Raw genomic sequence first — 24,690 nt, 5'->3', positions numbered from 1 at the left:
AGTATCGAACCATCGCCAAGAACAATAAGGAAAAACGCCATGCCGTACTTCCCAGGTGTCGAGAAGGTTCGCTTCGAAGGCCCCAGCAGCGACGCTCCCCTCGCCTTTCGCCATTACGATGCCGACAAGCTGATCCTCGGCAAACCCATGCGCGAGCACCTGCGCATGGCCGTCTGTTATTGGCACACCTTTGTGTGGCCAGGGGCGGATGTGTTTGGTTCGGGCACCTTCAAGCGGCCGTGGCAGCGTAGCGGCGAGCCGATGGAACTGGCCATCGGCAAGGCAGACGCGGCCTTTGAGTTTTTTTCCAAGCTGGGCATCGACTACTACAGTTTTCACGACACTGACGTCGCCCCCGAAGGCAGCTCGCTCAAGGAGTACCGCAACCACTTTGCGCACATGGTCGACCACCTGGAGCGCCACCAGGAACAGACCGGCATCAAGCTGTTGTGGGGCACCGCCAACTGCTTCAGCAACCCGCGCTTTGCCGCCGGCGCCGCGAGCAACCCTGACCCGCAGGTGTTTGCCTACGCCGCCGCCCAGGTGTTCAGCGCAATGAACGCCACCCACCGGCTCAAGGGCTCCAACTACGTGCTCTGGGGTGGCCGTGAAGGTTATGAAACGCTGCTTAATACCGACCTCAAGCGCGAGCGCGAACAGCTCGGGCGTTTTATGCGCATGGTGGTGGAGCACAAGCACAAGATCGGCTTCAAGGGCGACCTGCTGATCGAACCCAAGCCTCAGGAGCCGACCAAGCACCAATACGATTACGACAGCGCCACGGTGTTCGGCTTTCTGCATGAGTACGGCCTGGAACACGAGATCAAGGTGAATATCGAGGCCAACCACGCCACCCTGGCCGGGCACAGTTTTCAGCATGAAATTGCCACTGCCGTGTCCCTGGGGATCTTCGGCAGCATCGACGCCAACCGCGGCGACCCGCAGAACGGCTGGGACACCGACCAGTTTCCCAACAGCGTCGAAGAGATGACCCTGGCCACTTATGAAATCCTCAAGGCTGGCGGTTTCAAGAATGGCGGCTATAACTTCGACTCCAAGGTGCGGCGCCAGAGCCTGGACGAGATCGACCTGTTCTACGGCCATGTCGCCGCCATGGACACCCTGGCCCTGGCCCTTGAGCGCGCGGCAGCCATGGTGCAAAACGACCAACTGCAGCAATTCAAGGACCAGCGTTATGCCGGCTGGCAGCAGCCGCTGGGCAAGGCGGTACTGGCGGGCGAGTTCAGCCTGGAGTCGCTGGCCGAGCATGCGTTTGCCCACGAGCTGAACCCGCAGGCTGTGAGCGGGCGGCAGGAAATGCTGGAGGGGGTTGTGAATCGGTTTATCTATACCTGATAGTCCCGGGTGTCTGGTTTTAGGGCTGCTTCGCAGCCCAGCGGGAGCAAGCTCCCTCGCCACAGTGTCTTTCCAACAACAATAAAAGGACGCACCACCATGAAGTCATTCAAACGTACCCTGCTCGCCACCACCCTGGCCCTGCTGACCCTGCCGGTCATGGCCGACCCCGCCCACCCGAAAATCGGCTTCTCCATCGACGACCTGCGCCTGGAGCGCTGGTCCCGTGACCGCGATTACTTCGTCGCGGCCGCGGAAAAACTCGATGCCAAGGTCTTCGTGCAATCGGCCGACGCCAACGAGCAGAAGCAGATCTCCCAGATCGAGAACCTGATCTCCCGTGGCGTCGATGTGATCGTGATCGTGCCGTTCAACGCCACGGTGCTGACCAACGCAGTGGCCGAAGCCAAGAAGGCCGGGATCAAAGTGGTGTCCTATGACCGCCTGATCCTCAACGCAGACATCGACGCCTATATCTCGTTCGATAACGAAAAAGTCGGCGAAATGCAGGCCAGCGGCGTGCTGCAAGCCGCGCCCAAGGGTAATTACTTCCTGCTCGGCGGCGCACCCACCGACAACAACGCCAAGGTGCTGCGCGAAGGCCAGATGAAAGTGCTGCAACCGGCCATCGACAAAGGCGATATCAAGGTGGTGGGCCAGCAGTGGGTCAAGGAGTGGAACCCCACCGAAGCGCTGAGCATCGTCGAAAACGCCCTGACTCGAAACAACAACAAGATCGACGCCATCGTCGCCTCCAACGACGCCACCGCCGGCGGTGCGATCCAGGCCCTGGCCGCGCAGCAACTGGCGGGCAAGGTGCCGATCTCCGGCCAGGATGCCGACCTCGCCGCCGTCAAGCGCGTGATCGATGGCACCCAGACCATGACCGTGTACAAACCGCTCAAGCTGATTGCCAGCGAAGCCGCCAAGCTTTCGGTGCAGTTGGCGCGTAACGAGAAACCCACCTACAGCTCGCAATACGACAACGGCAGCAAAAAGGTCGACACCATCCTGCTCACCCCGACCCCGCTGACCAAGGCCAATATCGACCTGTTGGAGAAAGACGGGTTCTACACCAAAGAGCAGATCGGCGGGCAGTGAACCCCATGGCCGCCGACTACCTGTTGCAAATGAACGGCATCGTCAAAAGTTTTGGCGGTGTCAACGCGCTGAACGGCATCGATATCAAGGTGCGGCCGGGGGAATGCGTCGGCCTGTGCGGCGAGAACGGTGCCGGAAAATCCACCCTGATGAAGGTGCTGTCGGCGGTGTATCCGTACGGCACCTGGGAGGGCGAAATCCTCTGGGACGGGCAGCCGCTCAAGGCCCAGTCGATCAGCGAAACCGAGGCGGCCGGCATCGTAATCATTCACCAGGAACTGACCCTGGTGCCGGACCTGTCCGTGGCCGAGAACATTTTTATGGGCCACGAGTTGACCCTGCCCGGCGGGCGCATGAACTACCCGGCGATGTTCCACCGCGCCGAAGCGTTGATGCGCGAACTCAAGGTGCCGGACATGAACGTGGCGCTGCCGGTGTCGCAGTACGGCGGCGGTTACCAGCAACTGGTGGAAATCGCCAAGGCGCTCAACAAGCAGGCGCGCCTGTTGATCCTCGACGAGCCCTCCTCGGCCCTGACCCGCTCGGAAATCGAAGTGCTGCTGGACATCATCCGTGACCTCAAGGCCAAGGGTGTGGCCTGCGTGTATATCTCCCACAAGCTCGATGAAGTGGCCGCGGTGTGCGACACCATTGCGGTGATCCGCGACGGCAAGCACATCGCGACCACGGCCATGGCCGACATGGACATTGCGCGCATCATCACGCAGATGGTCGGCCGCGAGATGAGCAACCTCTACCCCACCGAGCCCCATGCGGTGGGCGAAGTGATTTTCGAGGCGCGCCATGTCACCTGCTACGACGTGGACAACCCCAAGCGCAAGCGCGTCGACGATATCTCCTTCGTGCTCAAGCGCGGTGAAATCCTCGGCATCGCAGGTCTTGTGGGCGCCGGGCGCACGGAGCTGGTGTCGGCGCTGTTCGGCGCCTACCCCGGCCGCTACGCCGCCGAGGTGTGGCTGGACGGCGAAGTGATCGACACGCGCACACCGCTCAAATCGATTCGCGCCGGGCTGTGCATGGTGCCCGAGGACCGCAAGCGCCAAGGCATCATTCCCGACCTGGGGGTGGGCCAGAACATCACCCTGGCGGTGCTCGACACCTACGCGCACCTGACCCGCATCGACGCCGAAGCCGAACTGGGCAGCATCGACCGGCAGATCGCGCGCATGCACCTCAAGACCTCCAGCCCGTTCTTGCCGATCACCAGCTTGTCCGGCGGCAACCAGCAAAAGGCCGTGCTGGCGAAGATGCTGATGGCCAAGCCCAAGGTGCTGATCCTCGACGAACCCACGCGCGGGGTGGACGTGGGCGCCAAATATGAGATCTACAAGTTGATGGGCGCGCTGGCGGCCGAAGGCGTGGCGATCATCATGGTCTCCTCGGAACTGGCCGAAGTGCTCGGCGTGTCCAACCGCGTGCTGGTAATCGGCGACGGCCAGTTGCGCGGCGACTTCATCAACGAGGGGCTCACCCAGGAACAGGTGCTCGCCGCTGCGCTCAGCCAAAACAATAATGATCGGAAGACCGCGTAGATGAATCAGCTCAAACAGCTGTTTACCCGCTACAAAATGCTCGCCCTGGTGATTGCCGTGGCGGTGATCTGGCTGTTTTTCAGCTGGCAGACCGAGGGCGGCTTCCTCACGCCGCGTAACCTGTCGAACCTGCTGCGGCAAATGTCGATCACCGGGATTCTGGCGTGCGGCATGGTGCTGGTGATCATCAGCGGCGAGATCGATTTGTCGGTGGGCTCGTTGCTGGGGCTGCTCGGTGGGCTGGCGGCGATCCTGGACGTGGTCTATCACATTCCGCTGCTGGCCAACCTGAGCCTGGTGGCGCTGTGCGGCCTGATGATCGGCCTGGCCAATGGCTACATGACCGCCTACCTGCGTATCCCCTCGTTCATTGTCGGCTTGGGCGGCATGCTGGCGTTTCGCGGGATTTTGCTGGGGATCACCGGCGGCACCACCATCGCGCCGGTGTCGCCGTCGCTGGTGTATGTGGGCCAGGGCTATCTGCCGCATACCGTGGGCGTCGGCCTGGGCGTGCTGTTGTTTGCGCTGACCTTGTTCCTCACCTGGAAGCAGCGACGCAACCGTGCGCTGCATGGCCTGGCAGCGCACTCGCTGGTACGGGACGTGGTGCGCGTGGTGGTGATCGGCGCGGTGCTGGCCGGGTTCGTCACTACGCTCAACAGCTACGACGGCATCCCGGTGCCGGTGCTGTTGCTGCTGGTACTGCTCGGCGTGTTCAGCTACGTCACCAGCCAGACCGTGTTCGGCCGCCGCGTATACGCGGTGGGCAGCAACATGGAGGCCACACGGCTGTCGGGCATCAACGTGCAGGCGGTGAAGCTGTGGATCTTCGGCATCATGGGCGTGATGTGCGCCCTCGCCGGCCTGGTCAACACCGCCCGCCTCGCCGCCGGCTCACCGTCGGCGGGCAACATGGGCGAGCTGGACGCCATCGCCGCGTGCTTTATCGGCGGCACCTCGATGCGCGGCGGTTCGGGCACGGTGTACGGCGCACTGCTGGGGGCGTTGGTGATCACCAGCCTGGATAACGGCATGTCGATGCTGGATGTGGACAGTTACTGGCAGATGATCGTGAAGGGCAGCATTCTGGTGCTGGCGGTGTGGGTGGATGTGAGTACGCGGGCGGGTCGACGCTGAACCCCAGTCTGTGGGAGGGGGCTTGCTCCCACATTTGACTGCATTCCAGGGTTGGATCGGGGTGGTCAGTTCCTATTCAAACGCCTGGCGATTCTCCGGCGTGATCAGCTTGAACGGCACCCACACCACCGTCGACTCCAGCACCTCGCCGCGCACCAGGCGCAGTGCGGTGTCCACGGCGCCGCCGGCCTGGCCGGCGGCATCCTGGAACACGCTGACCGCCATCTTGCCCTCGGCCATCAACTTCAACCCGTCCGGTGTACCGTCGATACCGCCGACCCAATAGTCCTTGGCCTGCTTGCCGGCCTTTTCCAGGCCCATGATCGCGCCGATCGCCATTTCGTCGTTATTGGCCGCGATGATCGAAAAATCGACGCCCTGCTTGACCCAGTCAATGACGATCGTGGCGGCCTGGCTACGCTCCCAGTTACCGACTTTTTTCTGTATCACTTTCATGTCCGGGTATTTGGCGACGACTTTTTCCACGTCCTCGGTGCGCATCAATGAAGAGGCGTTGGCCGGGTCGCCCACCAGAATCACCACGTTGCCTTTGTAACCGGCACGGCGCGCCAGCTCTTCCATCTGCAAGGTACCCGACTCCAGCTCGTTGGAGCCGACGAACGCGGTCTGTGCCGGCCACTTTTCCGGGTTCGGGTTACGGTTGACGAACACCAGCGGGATCTTGGCGTCCGAGGCCAGCTGCATCATCTGAGCGGCACTTTTGCCGTCGACCATCGCAATGATGATCGCATCCACCTTGGAATTGACCAGGTTACGGAATTGGCGCATCTGCAAATCGATGCTGTCCTTGCCGTTTTCCATAAAGATGTCGGCGTTCATGACGCCAGCCTGTTGCTGCACCCCGTTGCGCAGCAAGGTCTGGAAGTTATCGTCGTACTTTGCCATGCCGACACCCAGCAAGGGCGTGGCGGCCTGGGCCGGGCCCGAAACGAACAGCGTCGCCCCCAGCGCGAGCATTAACCATGCTTTCATGTTCTGACTCCTGCGGCTCAAACGCTGAAATGATGGAGCAGCTCGCGCTGCACTTTGGCCATGTTCGACAGCTCTTGGCTGCTGATGGCGGACTGTTCGGCGCCGTTTGCCGTCTGCTGGGCCGAATCGTTGATCTGGATGACCATCCGACTGGTTTCCTGCACCGTGGCGCTCTGCTGCTCGGTAGCGGCGGCAATCTGAATATTCATGTCACGGATGCTGTCGACCGCGCCGCTCATGGACAGCAACAAATCACCGGCGCCCGACGCCAGGGACACGCATTGGCTGGACTGCGCCTGGCTTTCGTTCATGACGTGAACCACCGAATGAATTTTTTCCTGCATGAGCCCGATCATGTCCTGGATTTCGCTGGTCGAGGTCTGGGTACGGCTGGCCAGCGACCGCACTTCATCGGCCACCACCGCAAAACCGCGCCCTTGCTCGCCGGCACGGGCCGCTTCGATTGCCGCGTTCAGGGCAAGCAGGTTGGTCTGTTCGGCAATGGTGCGAATGGCCACCACAATGCCCTCGATGTTCTGCCCGTACTTCTGCAGCTCATCGGTCACCTGCGTGGCTTTGTTCACCTGGTCGGCCTGCTGGCGGATATTGACGATGGTCTCGGCCACACGCTCCTGCACCTTGTGCGTGAGATCGCTGGTGTCGTCCACCGCCTGGCGGGTGTCCTGCGCGCGCCGCGCCACCTCCTCGACCGTGCTTTCCATCTGCGTCATGGCCGAGGCGGCCGATTGCAGGCGGTCCTTCTGTTCATCCACCACACGGGTGGTCTGCTCGCTGTTCAAGGCGTTGCTGCCAGCGGTCGCGGCCAGCGCATCGGCAGAACTGATCAATTCACGGAAGGTTTTCTGCAGGGCTTTGGTCAGTTCGTTCAGGTAACCACCCAGCTCACCGAACTCATCTTTACGGCTGACATCGAAACTGACACGCATGTCCCCGGCGGTGAGTGTCTTGAGCACTTCACGGAACGCCGCCAACGGACGTCGCAGGCTGAAGGCGACCCACGTACCAATCGCCACCGCCGCCAGCACCGCCAGCACACACGCGATCAACAGCAAGCTGCGGCTGGTGCCGATGGTGGCATTGGCCGAGTGACTGGCCTGGTTGGCCACCTCCAGGGATTGGCTGCCGAACTCGGCAATCCGGTCCAAGGTGGCTTTGAGCGCCGCGTCAACCGCATCGCGTTGTTGCTGCACCTGCGTGGCGAGTTTCGCCTCTCCCTGATAGGCCTGGAACAGGCCGTCAGGGGCGGTCAGGTCTGTCAGCAGACGATTGACCATGACGCCGGCGATCCGCCCGACCCTCGGGTCAATCGCCGTCAAGGCCTGGGCGCGGGTGTTGATCACTTCGTCCTGCAGGTTGAGCACGCGCTGTAATTTATCAATGGCGGGCGTGACGGTATGGGCGGCGAAACCATCGTAGGACTTGTTGACTTCCAACAGCAGTTTTTCTGCGGCGGCCACCTGCTGCGGCTCGCCGGCACTGCGTGCCTGCGCGATGTAATCACGCAAATAACTGGTCAGCTGCATCGCCTGCGCACTGCTGTAGCCTTGCAGTTTGCGCGTCAACGCCAACTGCTGCACGTGCTGCAAGTGGGACGTCATCAACCCCTGCGCCTGCTCGGCGTAGGCCCCGACCTGTTGGCGTTGCTGCGCCAGGTTCGCCCGCAGTGCCTCATGCTCGCCGGTATAGGCAAGGGTGCTGTCGAGCAACTGGTTGAACTGGGCAATGCTCTCGGTAAACGGGCGCTTGCCGTCCTCGATCTGCTTGGGGTCGGTACTGATCTGAATGGCCAGCAATGCCTGGTTGGCGCGCAGGATGTGCACGTACAACTCACTGGCGGCCCGGCTCAAGGGTGCCGACTGGCCGGTGATGATGGTCAAGCGACTGCTGATGGACTGCGTGTTCTGATAGCTGATCCCGGCCATGATCAGCAGTAACAGCACCAACACCGCAAATCCGCCGATCACACGCTGCAATATGGTCATGGCTACCCCTTTGATTTTTTATTCGTTGACCTGAGCGATGACCAGGCGTGCACCTACGAGTTTGGGATCACTCGTGGCGCTAGTGCCTGTATCGGCCTGATTAGTCGGGACTTGAGCGTTGAAGTCTGGCTAAAACGCAGTCAAAAAAATGTGGGAGGGGGATTGCCCCCTCCCACATTTGGATCGGTTTACACCTGATGTTGACTATTGCATTGCGGTCACTGGCTCAACACCACATCGCGCATCGCCGGGATGTAACCGTAATCGTAAGACTCCTGCACAAACGAGCGGTCGCCCTTCAACACAATCCTGACCGTTGGCGCTTCGGTGCCACCGATACGGTAGTCCTCACCGCTGGTGGGCACGCTGTCGATAAACGACGTCACCAGGCCATTGGGCATCACGCAGTGAGAATAGGTCTGGAACGGCTGCGAAGGTGGGTTGCCGAGTACCAGCCCGGAAGCGTTCATCGGCGTGTAAGGGCCAAACAGATGATCGCCAACAAAGCCGTAGACACCATCAGGGCCGGTCACGCCATCCGCATAGGTGAACTTGTGGCTGATGGTGAACAGGTAGTACTTGCCGTCCTGGAACACATAGTGCGGCCGCTCGGTTTGATCGTTCACCCCCACGGCCGTCACCAGCGGCGGCAGGATTTCCCACTCGTCACCGTTAAGGTCCTTGGCCACGGCGATGCCGATGCAGCCGACCTGATAGCGTGCGCCACCCACGTCCTCGTGCCCTGGTGGCACCAGGCCCAACTCGTCAGGGCCCACTTCGTGAGTACCGCGCTCGCCGGCGACATTGCCTTCAAACACCATGTACAACTTGCCATCCACGGGGTCGATAAACGGGCTGGGATCACGAAAGTTCCAAGTCGCGTTCTGCGCCTCGGTCTGGTAGTAGGTGCCGTCGGCTTCGAAGAGCGCCTTGACCTGGGTAAAACCGCGTAGCTCGACGCCGCTGTCGGACGTGACCACTTGGCCTCTGACCTTGGCGATCGTCGCACCCGGGGTTACGCAGGTGTAATACAGGTCGATATCACCGTTGTTATTGAGCAGGATCGGCGTGCCGGCCCACTCACGCGTGGTCGGTGAAACCCCTTCGGCCATGACCCGGCCGCCGAAGATCCAGTCTTTGCCGGTGCGCGAGTACCAGTAGCAGATCCGCGCATGGCCATGGCGATCTTCCCAATCGCGCTTGATGTCGTAACGGCCGTCGGCGTTGATGAATTGTGGATCATGGGGGCGACGGTCGGCGGTCAGGGTGAAGATCACTGACCAGCCATCGACCGAAACCACCGTGCCATCCAGCGTACGAAGCGGCATGGTGTCCCAGATAAACACCGTGTCGCTCATCACGGGAAAGTCAGCAGGCACCAATGGCTGGGTGGTCGTCGGGTCGTCTTCATTCACTTTGAGCGCATCGGCGCGTGTCCAGCGAGTGGGGATTATCGTGGTGTGTTTCATCATTAAGTCCTTTTAATACCGTTGAGTTAATCCATAACCTCTACACAGTGTCTGGCGTGGCTGACGTGACCTTCCTGGTGATCAGCGCTTAAACACTGTGTTTATATACAGTACTCAACATTCATTTGATCGTCAACCTTCAAGTGAAAAACAATCAAATGTGGGAGGGCGGTGCGACGATTCGACTTGCTCCCGATAGCGGAGTGTCAGTCATGCAGATATCGACTGATCCACTGCTATCGGGAGCAAGTCGAATCGTCGCACCGCCCCTCCCACATTTATCCTACGGTGTTCTTACAACTGTTATCTGGACACCGGCATCGCAAACTCCGCGCCCTGCTCGATGCTCTCCGACCAGCGCTGCATGATCGACTTCTGCTTGGTGTAGAAGCGCACACCCTCGGTGCCGTAGGCATGCATGTCGCCAAACAGGCTCTTCTTCCAGCCGCCAAACCCGTGCCAGGCCATCGGCACCGGGATCGGTACGTTGATGCCGACCATGCCTACTTGGATGCGGCGTGCGAACTCGCGGGCGATGTTGCCGTCGCGGGTGAAGCAGCTGACGCCGTTGCCGAATTCATGGTCATTGACCAGTTGCACGGCTTCGGCGAAGTCGTTCACGCGCACGCAGGCAAGGACCGGGCCGAAGATTTCTTCGCGGTAGATGCTCATTTCTCTGGTCACGTGATCGAACAGCGTCGCGCCAAGCCAGAAGCCGTTTTCCAAACCCGCTTCGGTGGGCACATAGTCACGGCCATCGAGCAGCAGTTGCGCGCCGGCCTGCACGCCTTGTTCGATGTAGCCGCTGATGCGTTCCAGGGCGGCGCGGGACACGATCGGACCCATCTCGGCTTTCAGGTCGCGGCCGTCGGTGATGCGCAGTTGCTTGGCACGCTCGGTCAGGGCGGCGATGACTTTGTCGCCCACATCGCCGACCAGCACGGCCACGGAGATGGCCATGCAGCGCTCGCCGGCACTGCCGTAGGCCGCGCCCATCAGCGCATCGACGGTTTTTTCGATATCGGCGTCGGGCATCACCACCATGTGGTTTTTCGCGCCGCCCAGGCCTTGCACGCGCTTGCCGTTGCGCGCACCGGTTTCGTAGATGTATTGGGCAATCGGTGTCGAGCCGACAAAGCTCACAGCCTTGACGTCCGGGTGTTCGATCAGCGCATCCACCGACTCCTTGTCACCCTGCACCACGTTGAACACGCCTTTGGGCAGGCCGGCTTCGCGCAGCAGTTCGGCCATGAACAACGAAGCACTCGGATCGGTCGGGCTTGGCTTGAGGATGAAGGTGTTGCCTGCCGCGATGGCGATCGGGTACATCCACATCGGCACCATCACCGGGAAGTTGAACGGCGTGACACCCGCTACCACGCCCAGGGGCTGGCGCATCGTCCAGTTGTCCATGCCACGGGACACCTGGTCGGAGTGTTCGCCCTTGAGCAGGTTGGGGATGCCGCAGGCGAATTCGAGGATGTCGATGCCACGGTCGACCTCGCCCTGGGCGTCAGTGAAGACTTTGCCGTGTTCGGCGACGATGATGCGCGCCAGGTCGTCCTTGCGCTCACGCAGCAGGTGCAGGTATTCGAACAGCACGCGGGCGCGGCGGATCGGCGGGGTGTCGGCCCAGCCGTCGAAGGCGGCCTGGGCAGCGGCGACGGCTTCGGCCACGGTCTGGCGGCTGGCGAGCGCGACGCGTGCGGTTTTTTCGCCGGTGGCCGGGTTGTAGACGTCCTGATAGCGATCATCGCGGCTCACGCGCTGGTCGTTGATGTAGTGCTCGATGGTAGCGGTCATGGCAGTCGATCCAGGTGGGTAGCGTTGGAACACACCTTAGGCTTTCGCTTTGTTCCAAACCAGAGCAGAATCCTGAACTTATTGTCCATATATACGAACAATACAATCATGGAAAAATCTGAAATCGAAGGGCTTTGGACCCACATCCACTGGCTCTCGGTGCTGGAAGAACAAGGCACCTACACCGCCGCCGCTGCCCGCCTGGGGGTGAGTAAATCCGCGGTGAGCCAGCGCATTTCCGATCTGGAAAAGGCCACCGGCACGCGATTGGTCACACGCACCACGCGCAGTGTGCGGCTGACCGATGTGGGGCTGTCGTTGACCCGTGAAGTGCGTAGCGCCTACGCGCAAATCGCCCGCGGCTTCTCATCCGTACGCGACTCGGTCGGTGAGATTCGCGGGTTGGTACGGCTGACCGCACCGGTGGCGTTCGCCCGGCAGCAACTGGTGCCGCACCTGTCGGAGTTCTTGCAGCAGTACCCGCAGGTGCGTATCCAGCTGGACGTGTCCGACGCCTTGAGTTCACTGGCGGCCGAAGGCTACGACCTGGCCGTGCGCCACGGCTTCCAGGTGCCGGAAACCCACGTGGCCTGGAAGCTGTGTGACACCGGCTCGGTGCTGGTCGCCACCCAGGATTACCTGCAACGCCACGGCGAACCGCGCGAACCCGGCGACCTGTCCGCACACAATTGCCTGTTTTACCCACGGGGCACCGACCAGCCCGCCTGGACCTTCGAGCGCGGCGGCAAGAACCTTGAGCGTCTCACCGTACCCATCGCCGGCAGCTTCGCCACCAATAACAGTGAAGCCCTGCGCGACTCGGCGCTCAACCACCTGGGCATCGCCCTGCTCCCGGATTTCAGCGCCCACGCCGCGCTGGCCAGCGGCACGCTGGTGCAGGTGCTCAAGGACTGGACGCTCAAGGGCGCGTTTGCCGACGAGATCTACCTGATCCGGCCGTATTCGCCCCATGTGCCGAAGTCGGTAAGTGCGCTGGTGGGTTATTTGAAGCAGAAGCTGTCGGGTGGCTTTCGCTACGGAGGGTAAGGCTGACCGTTCACCGTTTGAAGAGGTGACCAGCCATGACTTTTTTGCACAACGCACCGGTATTTTTAGGCGTTCATCTTCAGATTTGTGCATGCCTATACTCGGTCCGGCCTGCTGGTTGAACCGCAGGCAGCCGCACAATAAAAAGGTCCCTACAACAATAATCAAGGACACCGACCATGACGCATCCCTTCCTGGCCGCCCGGGATTTCCTGCTCGCGCACCGCACCGACTACGCCACTGCCGTGCGCGATTTCCGCTGGCCGCAGTTGGATGCGTTCAACTGGGCCCTGGACTATTTCGACGTGATGGCCGAGGGCAATTCGGCCAACGCACTGTGGATCGTCGAAGAGGACGGCAGCGAGCAGCGCTACAGCTTCGCGCACTTGGCGGCGCGCTCGAACCAGGTGGCCAACCATCTGCGCGCCCTCGGGGTGCGCCGTGGCGAACGCGTGCTGCTGATGCTCGGCAACGATGTGGCGCTGTGGGAAACCATGCTCGCCGCGTTCAAGCTCGGCGCCGTGGTGATCCCCGCCACCGCCCTGCTCAACCCGGATGATTTGCGCGACCGTATCGAGCGCGGCCAGGTGCGTCACCTGGTGGTGGGTGCGGCGCATGTCGACAAGTTCGTCGGCCTGGGCGACGGCTGCAGTCGCATTTGCGTAGGCGCCGCGCCGACGGGTTGGGTCGCGCACAGCGCCGCTTTCGAGTACCCCGAGCAATTCGCAGCCGAAGGCCACACCCTGGCCACCGACCCGATGCTGCTGTATTTCACCTCCGGCACCACCTCCAAACCCAAGATGGTGCTGCACAGCCACCAGAGCTACCCGGTGGGCCACCTGTCGACGATGTACTGGATCGGCCTGCAACCGGGCGATCTGCACCTCAATATTTCCTCTCCTGGCTGGGCCAAGCATGCCTGGAGCTGCCTGTTCGCACCGTGGAACGCCGGTGCGTGCATCTTCATCCATAACGTCGCGCGGTTCAGCGCGCAGGCTTTGCTCGGCGCACTGCAACGCTATGGCGTGACCAGCCTGTGCGCCCCGCCTACGGTGTGGCGCATGCTGATCCAGGAAGACCTGGCCGGCTACAAGCCACGCCTGAGCCTGCGCGAGCTGGTGGGTGCCGGCGAGCCGCTGAACCCGGAAATCATCGAGCAGATCCAACACGCCTGGGGCTTGCCGCTGCGCGATGGGTTCGGCCAGTCGGAAACCACCGCCCTGGTCGGTAACACCCCAGGTCAACGGCTCAAACCGGGCTCCATGGGCCGCCCGCTGCCCGGCTACCGCGTGGCGCTGCTCGACCCCGATGGCCTGCCCGCCAGTGAAGGTGAAGTCGCCCTGCCCCTGGATGTACGCCCACTCGGTTTAATGCTGTGCTACGAGGACAGCCCGGAAAAAACCGCCGAAGTGATGCGCGACGGTTACTACCGCACCGGCGATACCGCGCAGATCGACAGCGACGGCTACATCACCTTTGTCGGCCGCGCCGATGATGTGTTCAAGGCCTCCGACTACCGCATCAGCCCGTTCGAACTGGAGAGCGCGCTGATCGAACACCCGGCGGTGATGGAAGTGGCCGTGGTGCCCAGCCCCGACCCGCTGCGCCTGGCGGTGCCCAAAGCGTTCCTGATCCTGGCCCACGACGCCCCCGGCAATGCGGAACTGGCCGCGCATATCTTTGCCTTCGCCCGCGAGCATCTGGCGCCCTACAAGCGTGTGCGGCGTATCGAGTTTGTGAGTGAACTGCCCAAGACCATTTCCGGGAAGATCCGCCGGGTGGAGTTGCGGCAGATGGAGGTGCTGCGGCGTCAAGGGGAAGCGCGGGGTGAGCACGAGCACTTCGAGGAGGACTTTTCCTGAGCGCAAAACTCGGTGTTGAGCAGGCTACCAGCGGTGCCAGATGTACCAGATAATTGAGGCGCCGAACCATATAGCTCCAAAATTATAGGGCCACAACGCCCAACGCTTAAGGGATAGGGGGATGGCGGCCAGCTCGGCGTCGGTCACATCCCCTCGCTTGATATGCGTTTTGGGCATTGCCAACAACTGATTGATCAGACACATGCGGTGAAACCTGTCGATATGGGTATTTCTGCCCCAAAAACGTTTGTTATCGCAGACCACCTTGTTCTCGCTGAAGTAGCTTTCCAACTCTTCGAGCTTTGTGTATTCGACATAGAAAGAGAGCCCCGCAAAAACCAGCGCCCCCGCAGCTACAAATATTGCAAGGATGAGAAAGAAATCCATGGTTAGGCGCCCTCTGGTTGAAAAATCAAATCGCCATTGATTTCGAGGATTTGACCGCCCAAAAACGCACCGCCAGCACCCGCTACATTGCCTCTGCATAGCCTCCTGCAGCGCCGCCAATAACTGCACAGGCCAACGCACCGTTTCCTTTAGCCGCAACGCCCAAAAGAATCATACAAACTCGAGGGGCAAATTTTGCACCGACCTTCCCTCCCCCATACGCCCCCGCCACGCCGGTCACCATCTTCCCCGCCTCCACATACTTCGCACGCTGACACTGCGCCTCTCGCCCCTCGACACACGCTTCCTTGATCTCCAACCCAGCCACTCCCACATCCATCGCCAACCCCACGTACGTTCCCTTCCCCAACCACTTAGACGTCTGCGCAATCGCCCGCATCCGCTGTGCATATCCGGCAATCTCACCCTTGTGCAGATAGCTTTTGGTGGAAATCCCCAGCACCTTCTTCAACGCCTGATTACCCCGCAACCCCGTGCCAAATCGCGCCGCGCCTTGCATCTGGGTGTCCAGCAGTCCGAAAAGCACCTTGCGCTGACGAAAAAACGCTTCTCGATCCAAACCGCCCTCCCTCAGGCGCTGATGCAATCGCTCGATCTCCTCCAGCGTATGCGCCACCTCATTCAGGTGCCGTGACCACGCCGATGTCGCGCTGCCTATCCCCAACGAGCTGTACCCCAAAAGGCTTTGCAGCAAGTCATAGTCATTGACCACCTGAGTTCCGGCAGCATTATCCAGTTCCCGGCGAATCGCCTGCGCCTGACGTACCAGCCAGGCCTCCTCCATCGAACAGGTGACGCTGTAGGCATCGGGAACAATGATCAATTGCCCAGGCGTCACCAGCCCACGGCGCAGATGATGGTTCAACACATCGAAATGATCCGAACGTTCCCGGCTCGAACCGCCGCCCATCAAGCGGGATTTCAAGCTGTGATAGTCCGTCGTGCGGTCGTTGATATAACCCTGCGCCATGCCCTACATCCCTGGATGCAATGAAGATGGCGTCGAAATATAAGCAAGAGAATAGGCCCCGGACACAAGCCCAGGGGGTCTGAATTACATTTGGGAAGTTGCCTACATCGCAGAAAGCAAACACCTACAAAAAAGCCCGGAGGCGCACGCACATGCACCACCGGGCAAAGCGAAGCGACCTGCTTCAGAAACGCGGTTTGATGGTTTTCCAGTCCGGTTGATACCGCTGCATCTGTTTCACGTCGTCACGCTGGCGAATGCCGCAGCTCAGGTATTGATCGTGCAGCTTGCCCAACTGGTCATGGTCCAGCTCCAGGCCCAGCCCCGGTGCGCGGGTGATCTGCACGCAACCGTCGATGATCGGCAACTTACCGCCCTTGATCACCTCCTCGTCCGGCTCTTGCCACGGGTAATGGGTGTCACAGGCGTAGTCGAGGTTGGGCACCGACGCGGCCACGTGGGCCATGGCCATCAGGCTGATGCCCAAGTGTGAATTGGAATGCATCGAGACGCCCAGGCCAAAGGTCTGGCACATCTTCGCCAATACCTGGGTGTCGCGCAGGCCGCCCCAATAATGGTGGTCGGCGAGCACGATCTGCACGCTGTTCAAGGCCACGCTGCGGCGGAACTCATCGAAGTCGGTAACCACCATATTCGTCGCCAGGGGCAAGCCGGTGCGCGCGTGCAGCTCGGCCATGCCGTCCAGGCCGGGGGTCGGGTCTTCGTAATACTGCAGGTCGTCGCCGAGCAGTTCGGCCATGCGGATCGATGTTTCCAACGACCAGTTGCCATTCGGGTCAATGCGCAGCGGTACGTCGGGGAAAGCCTTCTTCAAGGCCTTGATGCACGCCACTTCATGCTCGGGCTGCAAGGCACCGGCCTTGAGCTTGATGCTTTTGAAACCGTAGGTTTCGATCATGCGCCGGGCCTGGGCGACGATTTGCTCTTCGTTGAGCGCTTCGCCCCAACTGTCGGGCTTGTAGGGCGAGTCGATGTGCTGGGCGTATTTGAAAAACAGGTACGCGCTGAACGGGATATGGTCACGGATCGCCCCGCCGAGCAGGTCCACCAGTGGCACATTCAGCGAATGCGCCTGCAAGTCGAGAAAGGCCACCTCGAACGCCGAATAGGCATTGCTCACTGCCTTGCTCGCGTGGGAGCCCGGCGCCAGTTCGGCACCAGCCAGGCTCGCCGGTTTATGCGCCGCCACCGTGGCTTGCACAATGGCGCGCAACTGGTTGAGGTTGAACGGGTCGAGCCCGATCAGCTGTGACTGCACCCGTTGCTGAATCGCCAGCGCCGGGGCATCGCCGTAGCTTTCGCCCAGGCCGATGTAGCCGGTGTCGCTTTCGATCTCAATGATCGAGCGCAGTGCGAAGGGTTCGTGAATGCCGCTGGCGTTCAGCAAGGGCGGGTCACGGAAGGCAATCGGGGTGACGGTAACGCGGACGATTTTCAAGAGGCGGCTCCCTGTGGACCTGGACGCAAGGCGTGGTGTTGAGAAGAAGGGTTTGATGTTGGGGGGACACCGCCGCGCGGTGCGGTGCGGGCGAAGAACACCACCACGGCGGCCACCAGCGAGGTCGCGGCGAGGCCGTACAACCCGCCCTCGATGGAGCCGGTGGTCTGTTCCAGCAAACCGAAGGTGGTGGGCGCCACGAAACCGCCCAGGTTGCCCACCGAATTGATCAAGGCAATCACCGCCGCCGCGATGCGCGCATCCAGGTAGCCCTGGGGGATCGGCCAGAACAGCGCCGAAGCCGCCTTGAAGCCGATCGCGGCAAAACAGATGGCGACGAAGGCAAACACCGGCCCGCCGGTGGTGGACATGAACATGCCGAACGCGGCGATCACCAGCATCAGCGACACCCACGCCTGCTGGTGCTTCCACTTGCTGGCCAGGGATGCGAACCCGTACATGGCGACGATCGAAATCAACCACGGAATCGAGTTGAACAAGCCCACCTGGAAGTCGCCCAGGTTGCCCATTTTCTTGATCATGCTCGGCAGCCAGAACGTGGCGCCGTAGATGGTCAGGGCGATGGAAAAATAGATAAAGCAGAACAGCGCGATCTGCCTGTCGGCCAGCAGCTTGAACATCGACGGTCGCACGCTCTGACTGGCCTCGCGCGCCTGCTGCTCCAGGGCAATGGCACTGACCAGAGCGTGTTTTTCATCGTCGCTGAGCCAACTGGCCTGACGGGGGTGGGACTGTAACCAGAACCACACAAACCCACAGAGTACGATGGAGGCAAAGCCCTCGATCAGGAACATCCACTGCCAGCCGTGCAGGTTGAAACCGCTGACATTGAGCAGCGCCCCCGACACCGGCCCGGAGATCACCGAGGCGATGGCCGATCCGCTGAGGAAAATCGCCATGGCCTTGCCGCGCTCACTGGCCGGCAACCATTGGGTGAAGTAGTAAATGATCCCTGGAAAGAAACCCGCTTCGGCGGCACCGAGGATAAAACGCAGGATGTAGAAACTGGTTTCGCCCTGCACAAAGGCCATCGCCATCGCCGCCGCGCCCCAGGTGAACATGATCCGCGTCAGCCAGGCCCGTGCGCCGTAGCGCTGCAGCAGCAGATTGGAGGGCACTTCGAAGATCGCATAGCCGATAAAGAACAGCCCAGCCCCCAGGCCGTAGGCCGCCGCGCCAATGCCCAGGTCGGTTTCCATATGGCTGCGCACGAAGCCGATATTGACCCGGTCGATGTAGTTGACGATGAACATCACCACGAACAACGGCAGCACATGGCGCTTGACCTTGGCCGCCGCGCGGGCAAGCAAGGTTGGGTCTGGCGGACTCTGGAGGGTATCCACGGGCAACTCCCATTGATTGTTTTTTTAAGGGCAAGTCGATGATGGACGCCGAGGATTGTTCCCGTCTAATCTAACCTGGCATGCGATTGATACCGGGATTAGATCAATGTTCGAACTGACGCAACTGCGCTGCTTCACCACCGTGGCCACCGAGCTGAATTTCCGCCGCGCCGCCGAACGGCTGAACATGACCCAGCCGCCGCTGAGCCGGCAGATCCAGTTGCTGGAGCATCACCTTGGCGTGGAACTGTTCACCCGCACTACCCGCAGCGTCGCGCTCACCGCCGCCGGCCGGGCCTTTTTCATCGAGGCGCAGAACCTGCTCGAACGCGCCCAGCAAGCGGCCATCACCGCACGGCGCTTTGCCGAGGGCGATATCGGCACGGTCAATATCAGCTTCGTCGGCAGCGCGGTGTATGAGTTCCTGCCCAAGGTGATCGCCGAGGCTCGGCTCAAGCAGCCACAGGTGAAGATCGACCTGTCGGAGATGAACACTTACCAGCAATACGAAGCCCTGCGCGCCCGGCGTATCGACCTGGGCATCGTCCGCGCGCCGTTGCTGGAACCGGGTTACGCCACCGAATGCCTGGTGCGCGAACCGTTCGTACTGGCGGTGCCGAGCAGCCATCGGCTGGCACACGCCGATACGGTGAGCGTGCAGGACCTGGATGCACAGCCCTTTTTGATGTACGCCCACGCGGCCTACCCGCCGTTCAACGAACTGCTCACCGGCCTGCTGCGCTCGGCCCGCGTGGCGCCGCAATACGTGCAGTGGCTGGGCTCGTCACTGACCATCCTCGCACTGGTCAACGCCGGCATGGGCCTGGCCCTGGTACCGCGTTGCGCCAGCAGCGTGGTGTTCAAGAACGTCGTGTTCCGCGACATCGACCTGGGCGAAGGCGCGCAAAGCGAGTTGCACCTGATCTGGCGCGAAGACAATGACAACCCGGCGTTCGGGATGTTGCTGGAGGGGATTCGCAATGCGGTGCGTGAGGGGTGGGGTTGAGTGTCGATGACCGACAAACCATGGCGATCATTGCTGGCATTTGGTCATGATTTGTAAAGGGCCAGCAAGTCGTGTCCCTTTTAATTGCAGGACGTTTCCGAGACAATCCCCGCCGCCTTGTGCCTGCTGAAATCGGTGGCTAGTCTGCGGTCCGTCACTGCTTATCGGTGATCGGGTTTAGTCGCCCGGATTTCATATGGCGCATGGTCCTCCATGAAGTTTTATGGCGGCTGTGCGTAGGGCACCTTCGGGTGCGCCGGTTTTCCATATGGCCGGTCGACTAACCTGCGTACAGCCGCCACCCATTCGTTTAGTCGCGACGGGTGTCAGCTCCAAACCAACCATATGGAGTTACACCATGAACAAAGTCCTACCCGATCCACCCATCGATCCCGCCAAAGACCGCGCCGCCTTCAACCGCGCCATCGACCATTACCTGCCCACCCAAGGCTTTCACACCGTCAACGAAGACCTGAGCTTCGAAGACGCGCTGCTCTACACCGCCAGCCTGCTCGACAGCGCTTCGGCCACCGCGCTCGATTGCGGTGAGCAATTGGCAAGCCCCGAGCGGGCGAAGATCCTGGCGGTGTGGCATTTGCTGGAAATCGCCAAGACCACGGTGGATCGCTCCATCGAATGTATGAACACCTCAAAAGCCACTGCCTGAACGCGCTCAAAACTGTGGGAGGGGGCTTGCTCCCGATAGCGGTGCGTAGCAGCTGCCGAGCCTTGGCGAGGCTGCGTCGGCGGTGTGTCAGGTACACCGCAAACGCAGCCTCGCCAAGGCTCGGCAGCTGCTACGGATTACCTATGTCGGGAGCAAGCCCCCTCCCACATTTTGACCGAGGGCATCAGTTAGAGACTCGTCGGCTATCAGGCCGTCAAGCAAGCCCGCCCACCCCACAGACAGCGGGCTACCAAAGCCCAACACAGTCACCCAATCCTGTTGAATACTTGCCTGATCCTCTGAACTTGAGCCCCCTCAGATAGATACCCCTTGCGCGGTGGTCTAGAGTTCGACGATGGGCGACCTATAGTCGCACCACACCTATAAGAAACCAGCACCACCAACCGATGATCAGCAGGTGAGCCCGCCATGGAATTACGTATCAACCAAAAGGCCTATCAGGTCGATGCCGACGCCGACACGCCCTTGCTGTGGGTGATCCGCGACGATCTGGGCCTGACCGGCACCAAATACGGCTGCGGCCTGGCCCAGTGCGGCGCCTGTTCGGTGCTGGTGGACGGCAACGTGGTGCGCGCGTGCGTGACGCCAGTGGCGGGCGTGGTCGGTCGCGAGATCACCACCATCGAAGCCATCGAGGCCGATGAGGTGGGCAAACGCGTGGTCAGCGCCTGGGTCGAGCATCAGGTGGCGCAATGCGGTTATTGCCAGTCCGGGCAAGTGATGGCGGCCACCGCGCTGCTCAAGCACACCCCTGCCCCCACCAAGGACCAGATCGACGCGGCGATGGTCAACCTGTGCCGCTGCGGCACCTACAACGCCATCCACACCGCCATGTCTGACCTGGCCGCCGGGAAGGAGACCGCCTGATGAACACACCTGAACTGATCCCCGGTGTGCCCCTGGGCGAACCGATCAACCTGTCACGTCGGCGTTTTCTGGCGAGCACCGCCGTGGGTGCGCTGGTCATCGGGTTCGGCCTGCCGCTCGGTTCCGGCCGGGTGCAGGCGGCCACCGGCGTAGAACGCGGCACGCAAGTACCGGCTTTTCTGGAGATTCGCCCGGACGGTACGGTGCGCCTGCTCAGCCCCTTCATGGAAGGCGGCCAGGGCACCCACACCGCCATGGCGCAGATCGTCGGTGAAGAGCTGGATGCCGACCCGGCCACCTTCATCGTCGAAGCCGCGCCGCCCGGCGATGCCTACGTGGTGATGGACAACGGCATGCGCATCACCGGCGGCAGCATGTCGGTGCGCATGAGCTACCCGACCATGCGCCGCCTGGGCGCCCTCGCCCGCGCCATGTTGCTGCAGGCCGGCGCCGAGCAGCTGCGTGTGCCGGTGAGTGAGCTGACCACCCAACCCGGCCGCGTGGTACACGCCGCGTCCGGCCGCTCCGTGGGGTATGGCGAATTGGCCAGTCGCGCGCTGGACATGCCGGTGCCTGACCCCGCGAGCATCACCTTGCGCGACCCCGGCCAGTTCCGCTGGATCGGCAAACCGGTCAAGCGCCTGGATGCCTACGACAAATCCACCGGCAAGGCGTTGTACAGCATCGATTTGAAGGTCGACGGTATGCTCCACGCGGCCGTGCAACACGCGCCGCGCCTGGGCATGACCGTCGGCAGCCTGCGCAACCAGGCGCAGGTCGAGGCCATGAAGGGTGTGCACTCCGTTCATCAACTGCCCGGCGCCGTAGCGGTGGTGGCCGAACGCTGGTGGCATGCCAAGCGCGCGGTGGAGGCGATCCAGGTCGACTGGCTGGAACCGACTGCCGACTCCAAAGTCCGCGCCATGCCGGCTGATTTTTCCAGCGATGGCTACCGTGACTTTCTCGCGACCCAACAAGGCCCGGCCCGCGACGACGAGAACGAAGGCGACGTGGCCGGCGCGCTGAAAAACGCCAAGACCCAGGTCGAAGCCACCTACCACAACCAATACGTCAACCACGCCCAGCTGGAGCCGCCCTCAGCGCTGGCGCGCTTCAACGCCGACGGTTCACTGGATATCTGGCTGCCCAACCAGGCACCGGACATGTTCCGCGCCGACATCGCCAAGCGCACCGGCCTGGCCCTTGAACAGATCAACCTGCACTCGCCGTTGCTCGGTGGCTTTTTCGGCCGGCATTTCCTCTATGACTCGGCCAGCCCCTACCCGCAGGCCATCGCGCTGGCCAAGGCGGTGGACCGCCCGGTCAAGTTGATCTGGAGCCGCGAAGAAGAGTTCCTGCGCGATGTACTGCGCCCGGTCGCAGTGGTCAAGTTCCGCGCCGCGCTGGACGCCGACGGCTTGCCGACGGCTATTGAAGCAGTCAGCGCCACCGAAGGCCCCACCGAAGCCATCGCCGGCAAGCAGGGCGATAAAATCGACCCCACCGCCCTCGAAGGGCTGTCGGGCAAGAGCTACGCCATCCCCAACAAACGCATCGCGCAGATCTACGTCAAAGGCCCGGCCATGCTCGGCTACTGGCGGTCGGTGGGCAATTCGCTCAATGACTTTTTCTACGAAGCCTTCCTCGATGAACTGGCGGACACCGGCAAACGCGACCCGTACGAGCTGCGCCTGAATCTGCTGCGCGACAACCCGCGGCTGACCACCCTGCTCAAGGCGGTGGCCGAGTTGTCCGGCGGCTGGAAACGCGGCCCCTACACCGCCGAAGACGGCACACGCCGTGCCCGTGGCGTGGCCATGGCCTCGCCGTTCGGTTCGCACGCGGCAGTGATCGCCGAGGTGTCGATCGAGAAAGGCCAGGTCAAGGTGCACCACATCTGGGAGGCCATCGATCCGGGCAGCGTCGTCAACCCGGCGATTGTCGAAGCACAGGTCAACGGCGCGGTGGCCCTGGGCTTATCGCAAACCTTGCTGGAAGAAGCGGTGTACGTGGACGGTAAGCCACGGGCGCGCAACTACGACCTTTACCCGATCCTGCCGCCGTCACGCATGGCCCAGGTGCACGTCAAGATTGTGGAGAGTGGCGAGAAGATGGGCGGCATTGGTGAACCGCCGCTGCCCGCCGTGGCACCGGCCGTGGCCAATGCGGCGGCGCAGTTGACCGGCCAGCGTATTCGCAGCCTGCCCCTGAGCCGACACACCTTCAGCTAACCGAGCGAGACCGCCCATGAACACCCGTCGATTCGCAAGAACCGTAGGCTGGCTCGCGCTGCCCTGCGTGGTCGCCGCCGGCCTGCTGGCCTGGTACGTCACCCGTCAACCCGCGACACCGTTCGAACAGCAACAGGCCGCCAGTGTCGACCCGGCCCTGGTCAGTCGCGGCGAATACGTCGCGCGTCTCAGTGACTGCGTGGCCTGCCACAGCCTGCCCGGTAAAGCGCCGTTTGCGGGCGGCCTGGAGATGGCCACGCCGCTGGGGACGATTCATGCCACCAACGTCACGCCGGACCGCGACAGCGGCATCGGCGCCTACAGCCTGGCCGACTTCGACCGTGCCGTACGCCACGGCGTGGCACCGGGCGGCCGCCGACTGTATCCGGCCATGCCCTACCCGTCCTACGCCAAGCTCAGTGACGACGATATACGGGCGATGTATGCGTTTTTCATGAAAGGCGTGCAGCCGGCCAACCAACCGAACATCCCCAGCGATATTCCCTGGCCGCTGAACATGCGTTGGCCCATCGCCCTGTGGAACGGTCTGTTCGCGCCGACCGCCACCTATGCGGCCAAGCCTGAGCAGGACGCGCTGTGGAATCGCGGCGCCTATATCGTCCAGGGCCCAGGCCACTGCGGCAGTTGCCACACGCCGCGTGGGTTGGCCTTTAACGAGAAGGCGCTGGACGAATCCGGCAAGCCCTTCCTCGCCGGCGCCCTGCTCGATGGCTGGTATGCACCGAGCCTGCGCCAGGACTCGAACACCGGGCTGGGCCGCTGGAGCGAGCCGGAGATCGTGCAATTCCTCAAGACCGGGCGCAACCGGCACGCCGTGGTCTACGGCTCAATGACCGAGGCGTTCAACAACTCCACGCAGTTCATGGCAGACAACGACCTGGCCGCCATCGCCCGCTACCTCAAGTCACTGCCAGGTGACCCACAACGCGACGGCACGCCATGGACTTACCAGGCCGTCGCGACCCACAGCGCCGCCACCCCAGGCGCCCACACCTACGCCACGCGCTGCGCCTCGTGCCACGGCGCTGATGGCAAAGGTCAGCCCGACTGGATGCCACCGCTGGCCGGCGCGACCTCGGCACTCGCCAAGGAAACCGCCTCGGCCATCAACATCACGCTCAACGGCTCGCAACGCATCGTGGCCGCAGGCGTGCCGGACGCGTACCGCATGCCGGCCTTTCGCGAGCAATTGTCCGACCAGGAGATTGCCGAGGTGCTGACGTATGTGCGCAGTACGTGGGGCAATGGGGGTGGCGCAGTGGAGGTAAAAGCGGTCGAGAAGCTGCGCGGGCACACCGACCCGGCGAGCAGCAGTCCGATTATTTTGCAGATGCGCTGAATGGCCAGGACAG

Annotated in this window: 18 protein-coding genes and 1 pseudogene; 11 read left to right on the top strand and 8 right to left on the bottom strand. The window is 62.1% G+C overall.

What is annotated here, in order from left to right:
- The first annotated feature begins 39 nt into the window (after positions 1-39).
- From xylA to PSH66_RS12585, 4 genes are all read left to right on the top strand, one after another.
- Positions 40-1,356 carry a xylose isomerase gene (gene xylA / locus PSH66_RS12600; protein ID WP_305429236.1) on the top strand — a complete coding sequence of 439 codons (1,317 nt, stop codon included), beginning with the start codon at positions 40-42 and terminating at the stop codon, positions 1,354-1,356.
- A 99-nt stretch (positions 1,357-1,455) separates the two neighbouring features.
- Positions 1,456-2,457, top strand: a complete 1,002-nt coding sequence (gene xylF, locus PSH66_RS12595; RefSeq protein ID WP_003173299.1) for a D-xylose ABC transporter substrate-binding protein — start codon at positions 1,456-1,458, stop codon at positions 2,455-2,457.
- Positions 2,458-2,462: 5 nt separating this feature from the next.
- On the top strand, positions 2,463-4,010 hold the full coding sequence (gene xylG / locus PSH66_RS12590; RefSeq protein ID WP_141064195.1) for a D-xylose ABC transporter ATP-binding protein: 1,548 nt from the start codon (positions 2,463-2,465) through the stop codon (positions 4,008-4,010).
- A complete protein-coding gene (locus PSH66_RS12585) occupies positions 4,011-5,147 on the top strand; it encodes a sugar ABC transporter permease (protein WP_003173297.1) in 1,137 nt (378 codons plus the stop codon).
- A gap of 72 nt (positions 5,148-5,219) precedes the next feature.
- Here PSH66_RS12585 and PSH66_RS12580 read toward each other — a convergent pair whose 3' ends face one another.
- The 4 genes from PSH66_RS12580 to PSH66_RS12565 form a co-directional block, all read right to left on the bottom strand.
- Complete coding sequence (locus PSH66_RS12580) at positions 5,220-6,140, bottom strand: substrate-binding domain-containing protein (protein WP_003173296.1); 921 nt, start codon at positions 6,138-6,140, stop codon at positions 5,220-5,222.
- Positions 6,141-6,157: 17 nt separating this feature from the next.
- The gene (locus PSH66_RS12575) at positions 6,158-8,143 is read right to left on the bottom strand and encodes a methyl-accepting chemotaxis protein (protein WP_003173295.1); all 1,986 of its coding nucleotides are present in this window, start codon (positions 8,141-8,143) and stop codon (positions 6,158-6,160) included.
- A gap of 218 nt (positions 8,144-8,361) precedes the next feature.
- The gene (locus PSH66_RS12570; protein ID WP_305429233.1) at positions 8,362-9,612 is read right to left on the bottom strand and encodes a glycoside hydrolase family 68 protein; all 1,251 of its coding nucleotides are present in this window, start codon (positions 9,610-9,612) and stop codon (positions 8,362-8,364) included.
- Between the two features lie 303 nt (positions 9,613-9,915).
- Positions 9,916-11,415: a CoA-acylating methylmalonate-semialdehyde dehydrogenase gene (locus PSH66_RS12565; RefSeq protein ID WP_305429232.1), complete on the bottom strand. Its 1,500-nt coding sequence runs from the start codon at positions 11,413-11,415 to the stop codon at positions 9,916-9,918.
- Positions 11,416-11,523: 108 nt separating this feature from the next.
- Between PSH66_RS12565 and PSH66_RS12560 the strand changes: the two genes are divergently transcribed.
- The gene (locus PSH66_RS12560) at positions 11,524-12,462 is read left to right on the top strand and encodes a LysR family transcriptional regulator (RefSeq protein WP_305429230.1); all 939 of its coding nucleotides are present in this window, start codon (positions 11,524-11,526) and stop codon (positions 12,460-12,462) included.
- Between the two features lie 179 nt (positions 12,463-12,641).
- On the top strand, positions 12,642-14,324 hold the full coding sequence (locus PSH66_RS12555) for an AMP-binding protein (protein WP_305429228.1): 1,683 nt from the start codon (positions 12,642-12,644) through the stop codon (positions 14,322-14,324).
- Positions 14,325-14,348: 24 nt separating this feature from the next.
- Here the strand turns inward: PSH66_RS12555 and PSH66_RS12550 are convergent, their stop codons facing one another.
- The 4 genes and pseudogenes from PSH66_RS12550 to PSH66_RS12535 form a co-directional block, all read right to left on the bottom strand.
- Positions 14,349-14,711, bottom strand: a complete 363-nt coding sequence (locus PSH66_RS12550; RefSeq protein ID WP_305429227.1) for a hypothetical protein — start codon at positions 14,709-14,711, stop codon at positions 14,349-14,351.
- 2 nt (positions 14,712-14,713) lie between these two features.
- A pseudogene (locus tag PSH66_RS12545) lies at positions 14,714-15,702 on the bottom strand (hypothetical protein).
- A gap of 184 nt (positions 15,703-15,886) precedes the next feature.
- Positions 15,887-17,161, bottom strand: coding sequence for a glucarate dehydratase family protein (locus PSH66_RS12540; RefSeq protein WP_305429226.1), 1,275 nt, complete (start codon positions 17,159-17,161; stop codon positions 15,887-15,889).
- The gene (locus tag PSH66_RS12535; RefSeq protein WP_003173277.1) at positions 17,158-18,525 is read right to left on the bottom strand and encodes an MFS transporter; all 1,368 of its coding nucleotides are present in this window, start codon (positions 18,523-18,525) and stop codon (positions 17,158-17,160) included. Before PSH66_RS12535 ends, PSH66_RS12540 begins: the two co-directional genes overlap by 4 nt.
- A gap of 106 nt (positions 18,526-18,631) precedes the next feature.
- Here PSH66_RS12535 and PSH66_RS12530 point away from each other — a divergent pair, with 106 nt between their 5' ends.
- The 5 genes from PSH66_RS12530 to PSH66_RS12510 all read left to right on the top strand — a co-directional run bounded on the left by PSH66_RS12530 (position 18,632) and on the right by PSH66_RS12510 (position 24,677).
- On the top strand, positions 18,632-19,531 hold the full coding sequence (locus tag PSH66_RS12530) for a LysR substrate-binding domain-containing protein (protein WP_003173276.1): 900 nt from the start codon (positions 18,632-18,634) through the stop codon (positions 19,529-19,531).
- Between the two features lie 358 nt (positions 19,532-19,889).
- Positions 19,890-20,198: a hypothetical protein gene (locus PSH66_RS12525; protein WP_305429224.1), complete on the top strand. Its 309-nt coding sequence runs from the start codon at positions 19,890-19,892 to the stop codon at positions 20,196-20,198.
- A 429-nt stretch (positions 20,199-20,627) separates the two neighbouring features.
- The gene (locus tag PSH66_RS12520; RefSeq protein ID WP_003173274.1) at positions 20,628-21,086 is read left to right on the top strand and encodes a (2Fe-2S)-binding protein; all 459 of its coding nucleotides are present in this window, start codon (positions 20,628-20,630) and stop codon (positions 21,084-21,086) included.
- Positions 21,086-23,317: a molybdopterin cofactor-binding domain-containing protein gene (locus PSH66_RS12515; protein ID WP_305429223.1), complete on the top strand. Its 2,232-nt coding sequence runs from the start codon at positions 21,086-21,088 to the stop codon at positions 23,315-23,317. Before PSH66_RS12520 ends, PSH66_RS12515 begins: the two co-directional genes overlap by 1 nt.
- Positions 23,318-23,333: 16 nt before the next feature.
- Positions 23,334-24,677 (top strand): cytochrome c, encoded by a 1,344-nt coding sequence (locus PSH66_RS12510; protein ID WP_003173272.1) that lies wholly within the window; start codon positions 23,334-23,336, stop codon positions 24,675-24,677.
- The last annotated feature ends 13 nt before the right edge of the window (positions 24,678-24,690 follow it).

The organism is Pseudomonas sp. FP597 (genome assembly GCF_030687435.1).
Taxonomy (GTDB): domain Bacteria; phylum Pseudomonadota; class Gammaproteobacteria; order Pseudomonadales; family Pseudomonadaceae; genus Aquipseudomonas; species Aquipseudomonas lactucae.
The sequence above is the reverse complement of the archived record's forward strand: the minus strand, read 5'-3'. Positions and strand labels throughout refer to the sequence as shown.

Excerpts from the sequence above, each read along its gene's own strand:
- PSH66_RS12515 (WP_305429223.1), top strand. The coding sequence starts at position 21,086 with ATGAACACACCTGAACTGATCCCCGGTGTGCCCCTGGGCGAACCGATC.
- PSH66_RS12530 (WP_003173276.1), top strand. The coding sequence starts at position 18,632 with ATGTTCGAACTGACGCAACTGCGCTGCTTCACCACCGTGGCCACCGAG.
- PSH66_RS12560 (WP_305429230.1), top strand. The coding sequence starts at position 11,524 with ATGGAAAAATCTGAAATCGAAGGGCTTTGGACCCACATCCACTGGCTC.
- PSH66_RS12550 (WP_305429227.1), bottom strand. The coding sequence starts at position 14,711 with ATGGATTTCTTTCTCATCCTTGCAATATTTGTAGCTGCGGGGGCGCTG.
- PSH66_RS12555 (WP_305429228.1), top strand. The coding sequence starts at position 12,642 with ATGACGCATCCCTTCCTGGCCGCCCGGGATTTCCTGCTCGCGCACCGC.
- PSH66_RS12580 (WP_003173296.1), bottom strand. The coding sequence starts at position 6,140 with ATGAAAGCATGGTTAATGCTCGCGCTGGGGGCGACGCTGTTCGTTTCG.
- PSH66_RS12525 (WP_305429224.1), top strand. The coding sequence starts at position 19,890 with ATGAACAAAGTCCTACCCGATCCACCCATCGATCCCGCCAAAGACCGC.
- xylA (WP_305429236.1), top strand. The coding sequence starts at position 40 with ATGCCGTACTTCCCAGGTGTCGAGAAGGTTCGCTTCGAAGGCCCCAGC.
- PSH66_RS12570 (WP_305429233.1), bottom strand. The coding sequence starts at position 9,612 with ATGAAACACACCACGATAATCCCCACTCGCTGGACACGCGCCGATGCG.
- PSH66_RS12520 (WP_003173274.1), top strand. The coding sequence starts at position 20,628 with ATGGAATTACGTATCAACCAAAAGGCCTATCAGGTCGATGCCGACGCC.
- xylG (WP_141064195.1), top strand. The coding sequence starts at position 2,463 with ATGGCCGCCGACTACCTGTTGCAAATGAACGGCATCGTCAAAAGTTTT.
- xylF (WP_003173299.1), top strand. The coding sequence starts at position 1,456 with ATGAAGTCATTCAAACGTACCCTGCTCGCCACCACCCTGGCCCTGCTG.
- PSH66_RS12575 (WP_003173295.1), bottom strand. The coding sequence starts at position 8,143 with ATGACCATATTGCAGCGTGTGATCGGCGGATTTGCGGTGTTGGTGCTG.
- PSH66_RS12510 (WP_003173272.1), top strand. The coding sequence starts at position 23,334 with ATGAACACCCGTCGATTCGCAAGAACCGTAGGCTGGCTCGCGCTGCCC.
- PSH66_RS12585 (WP_003173297.1), top strand. The coding sequence starts at position 4,011 with ATGAATCAGCTCAAACAGCTGTTTACCCGCTACAAAATGCTCGCCCTG.
- PSH66_RS12565 (WP_305429232.1), bottom strand. The coding sequence starts at position 11,415 with ATGACCGCTACCATCGAGCACTACATCAACGACCAGCGCGTGAGCCGC.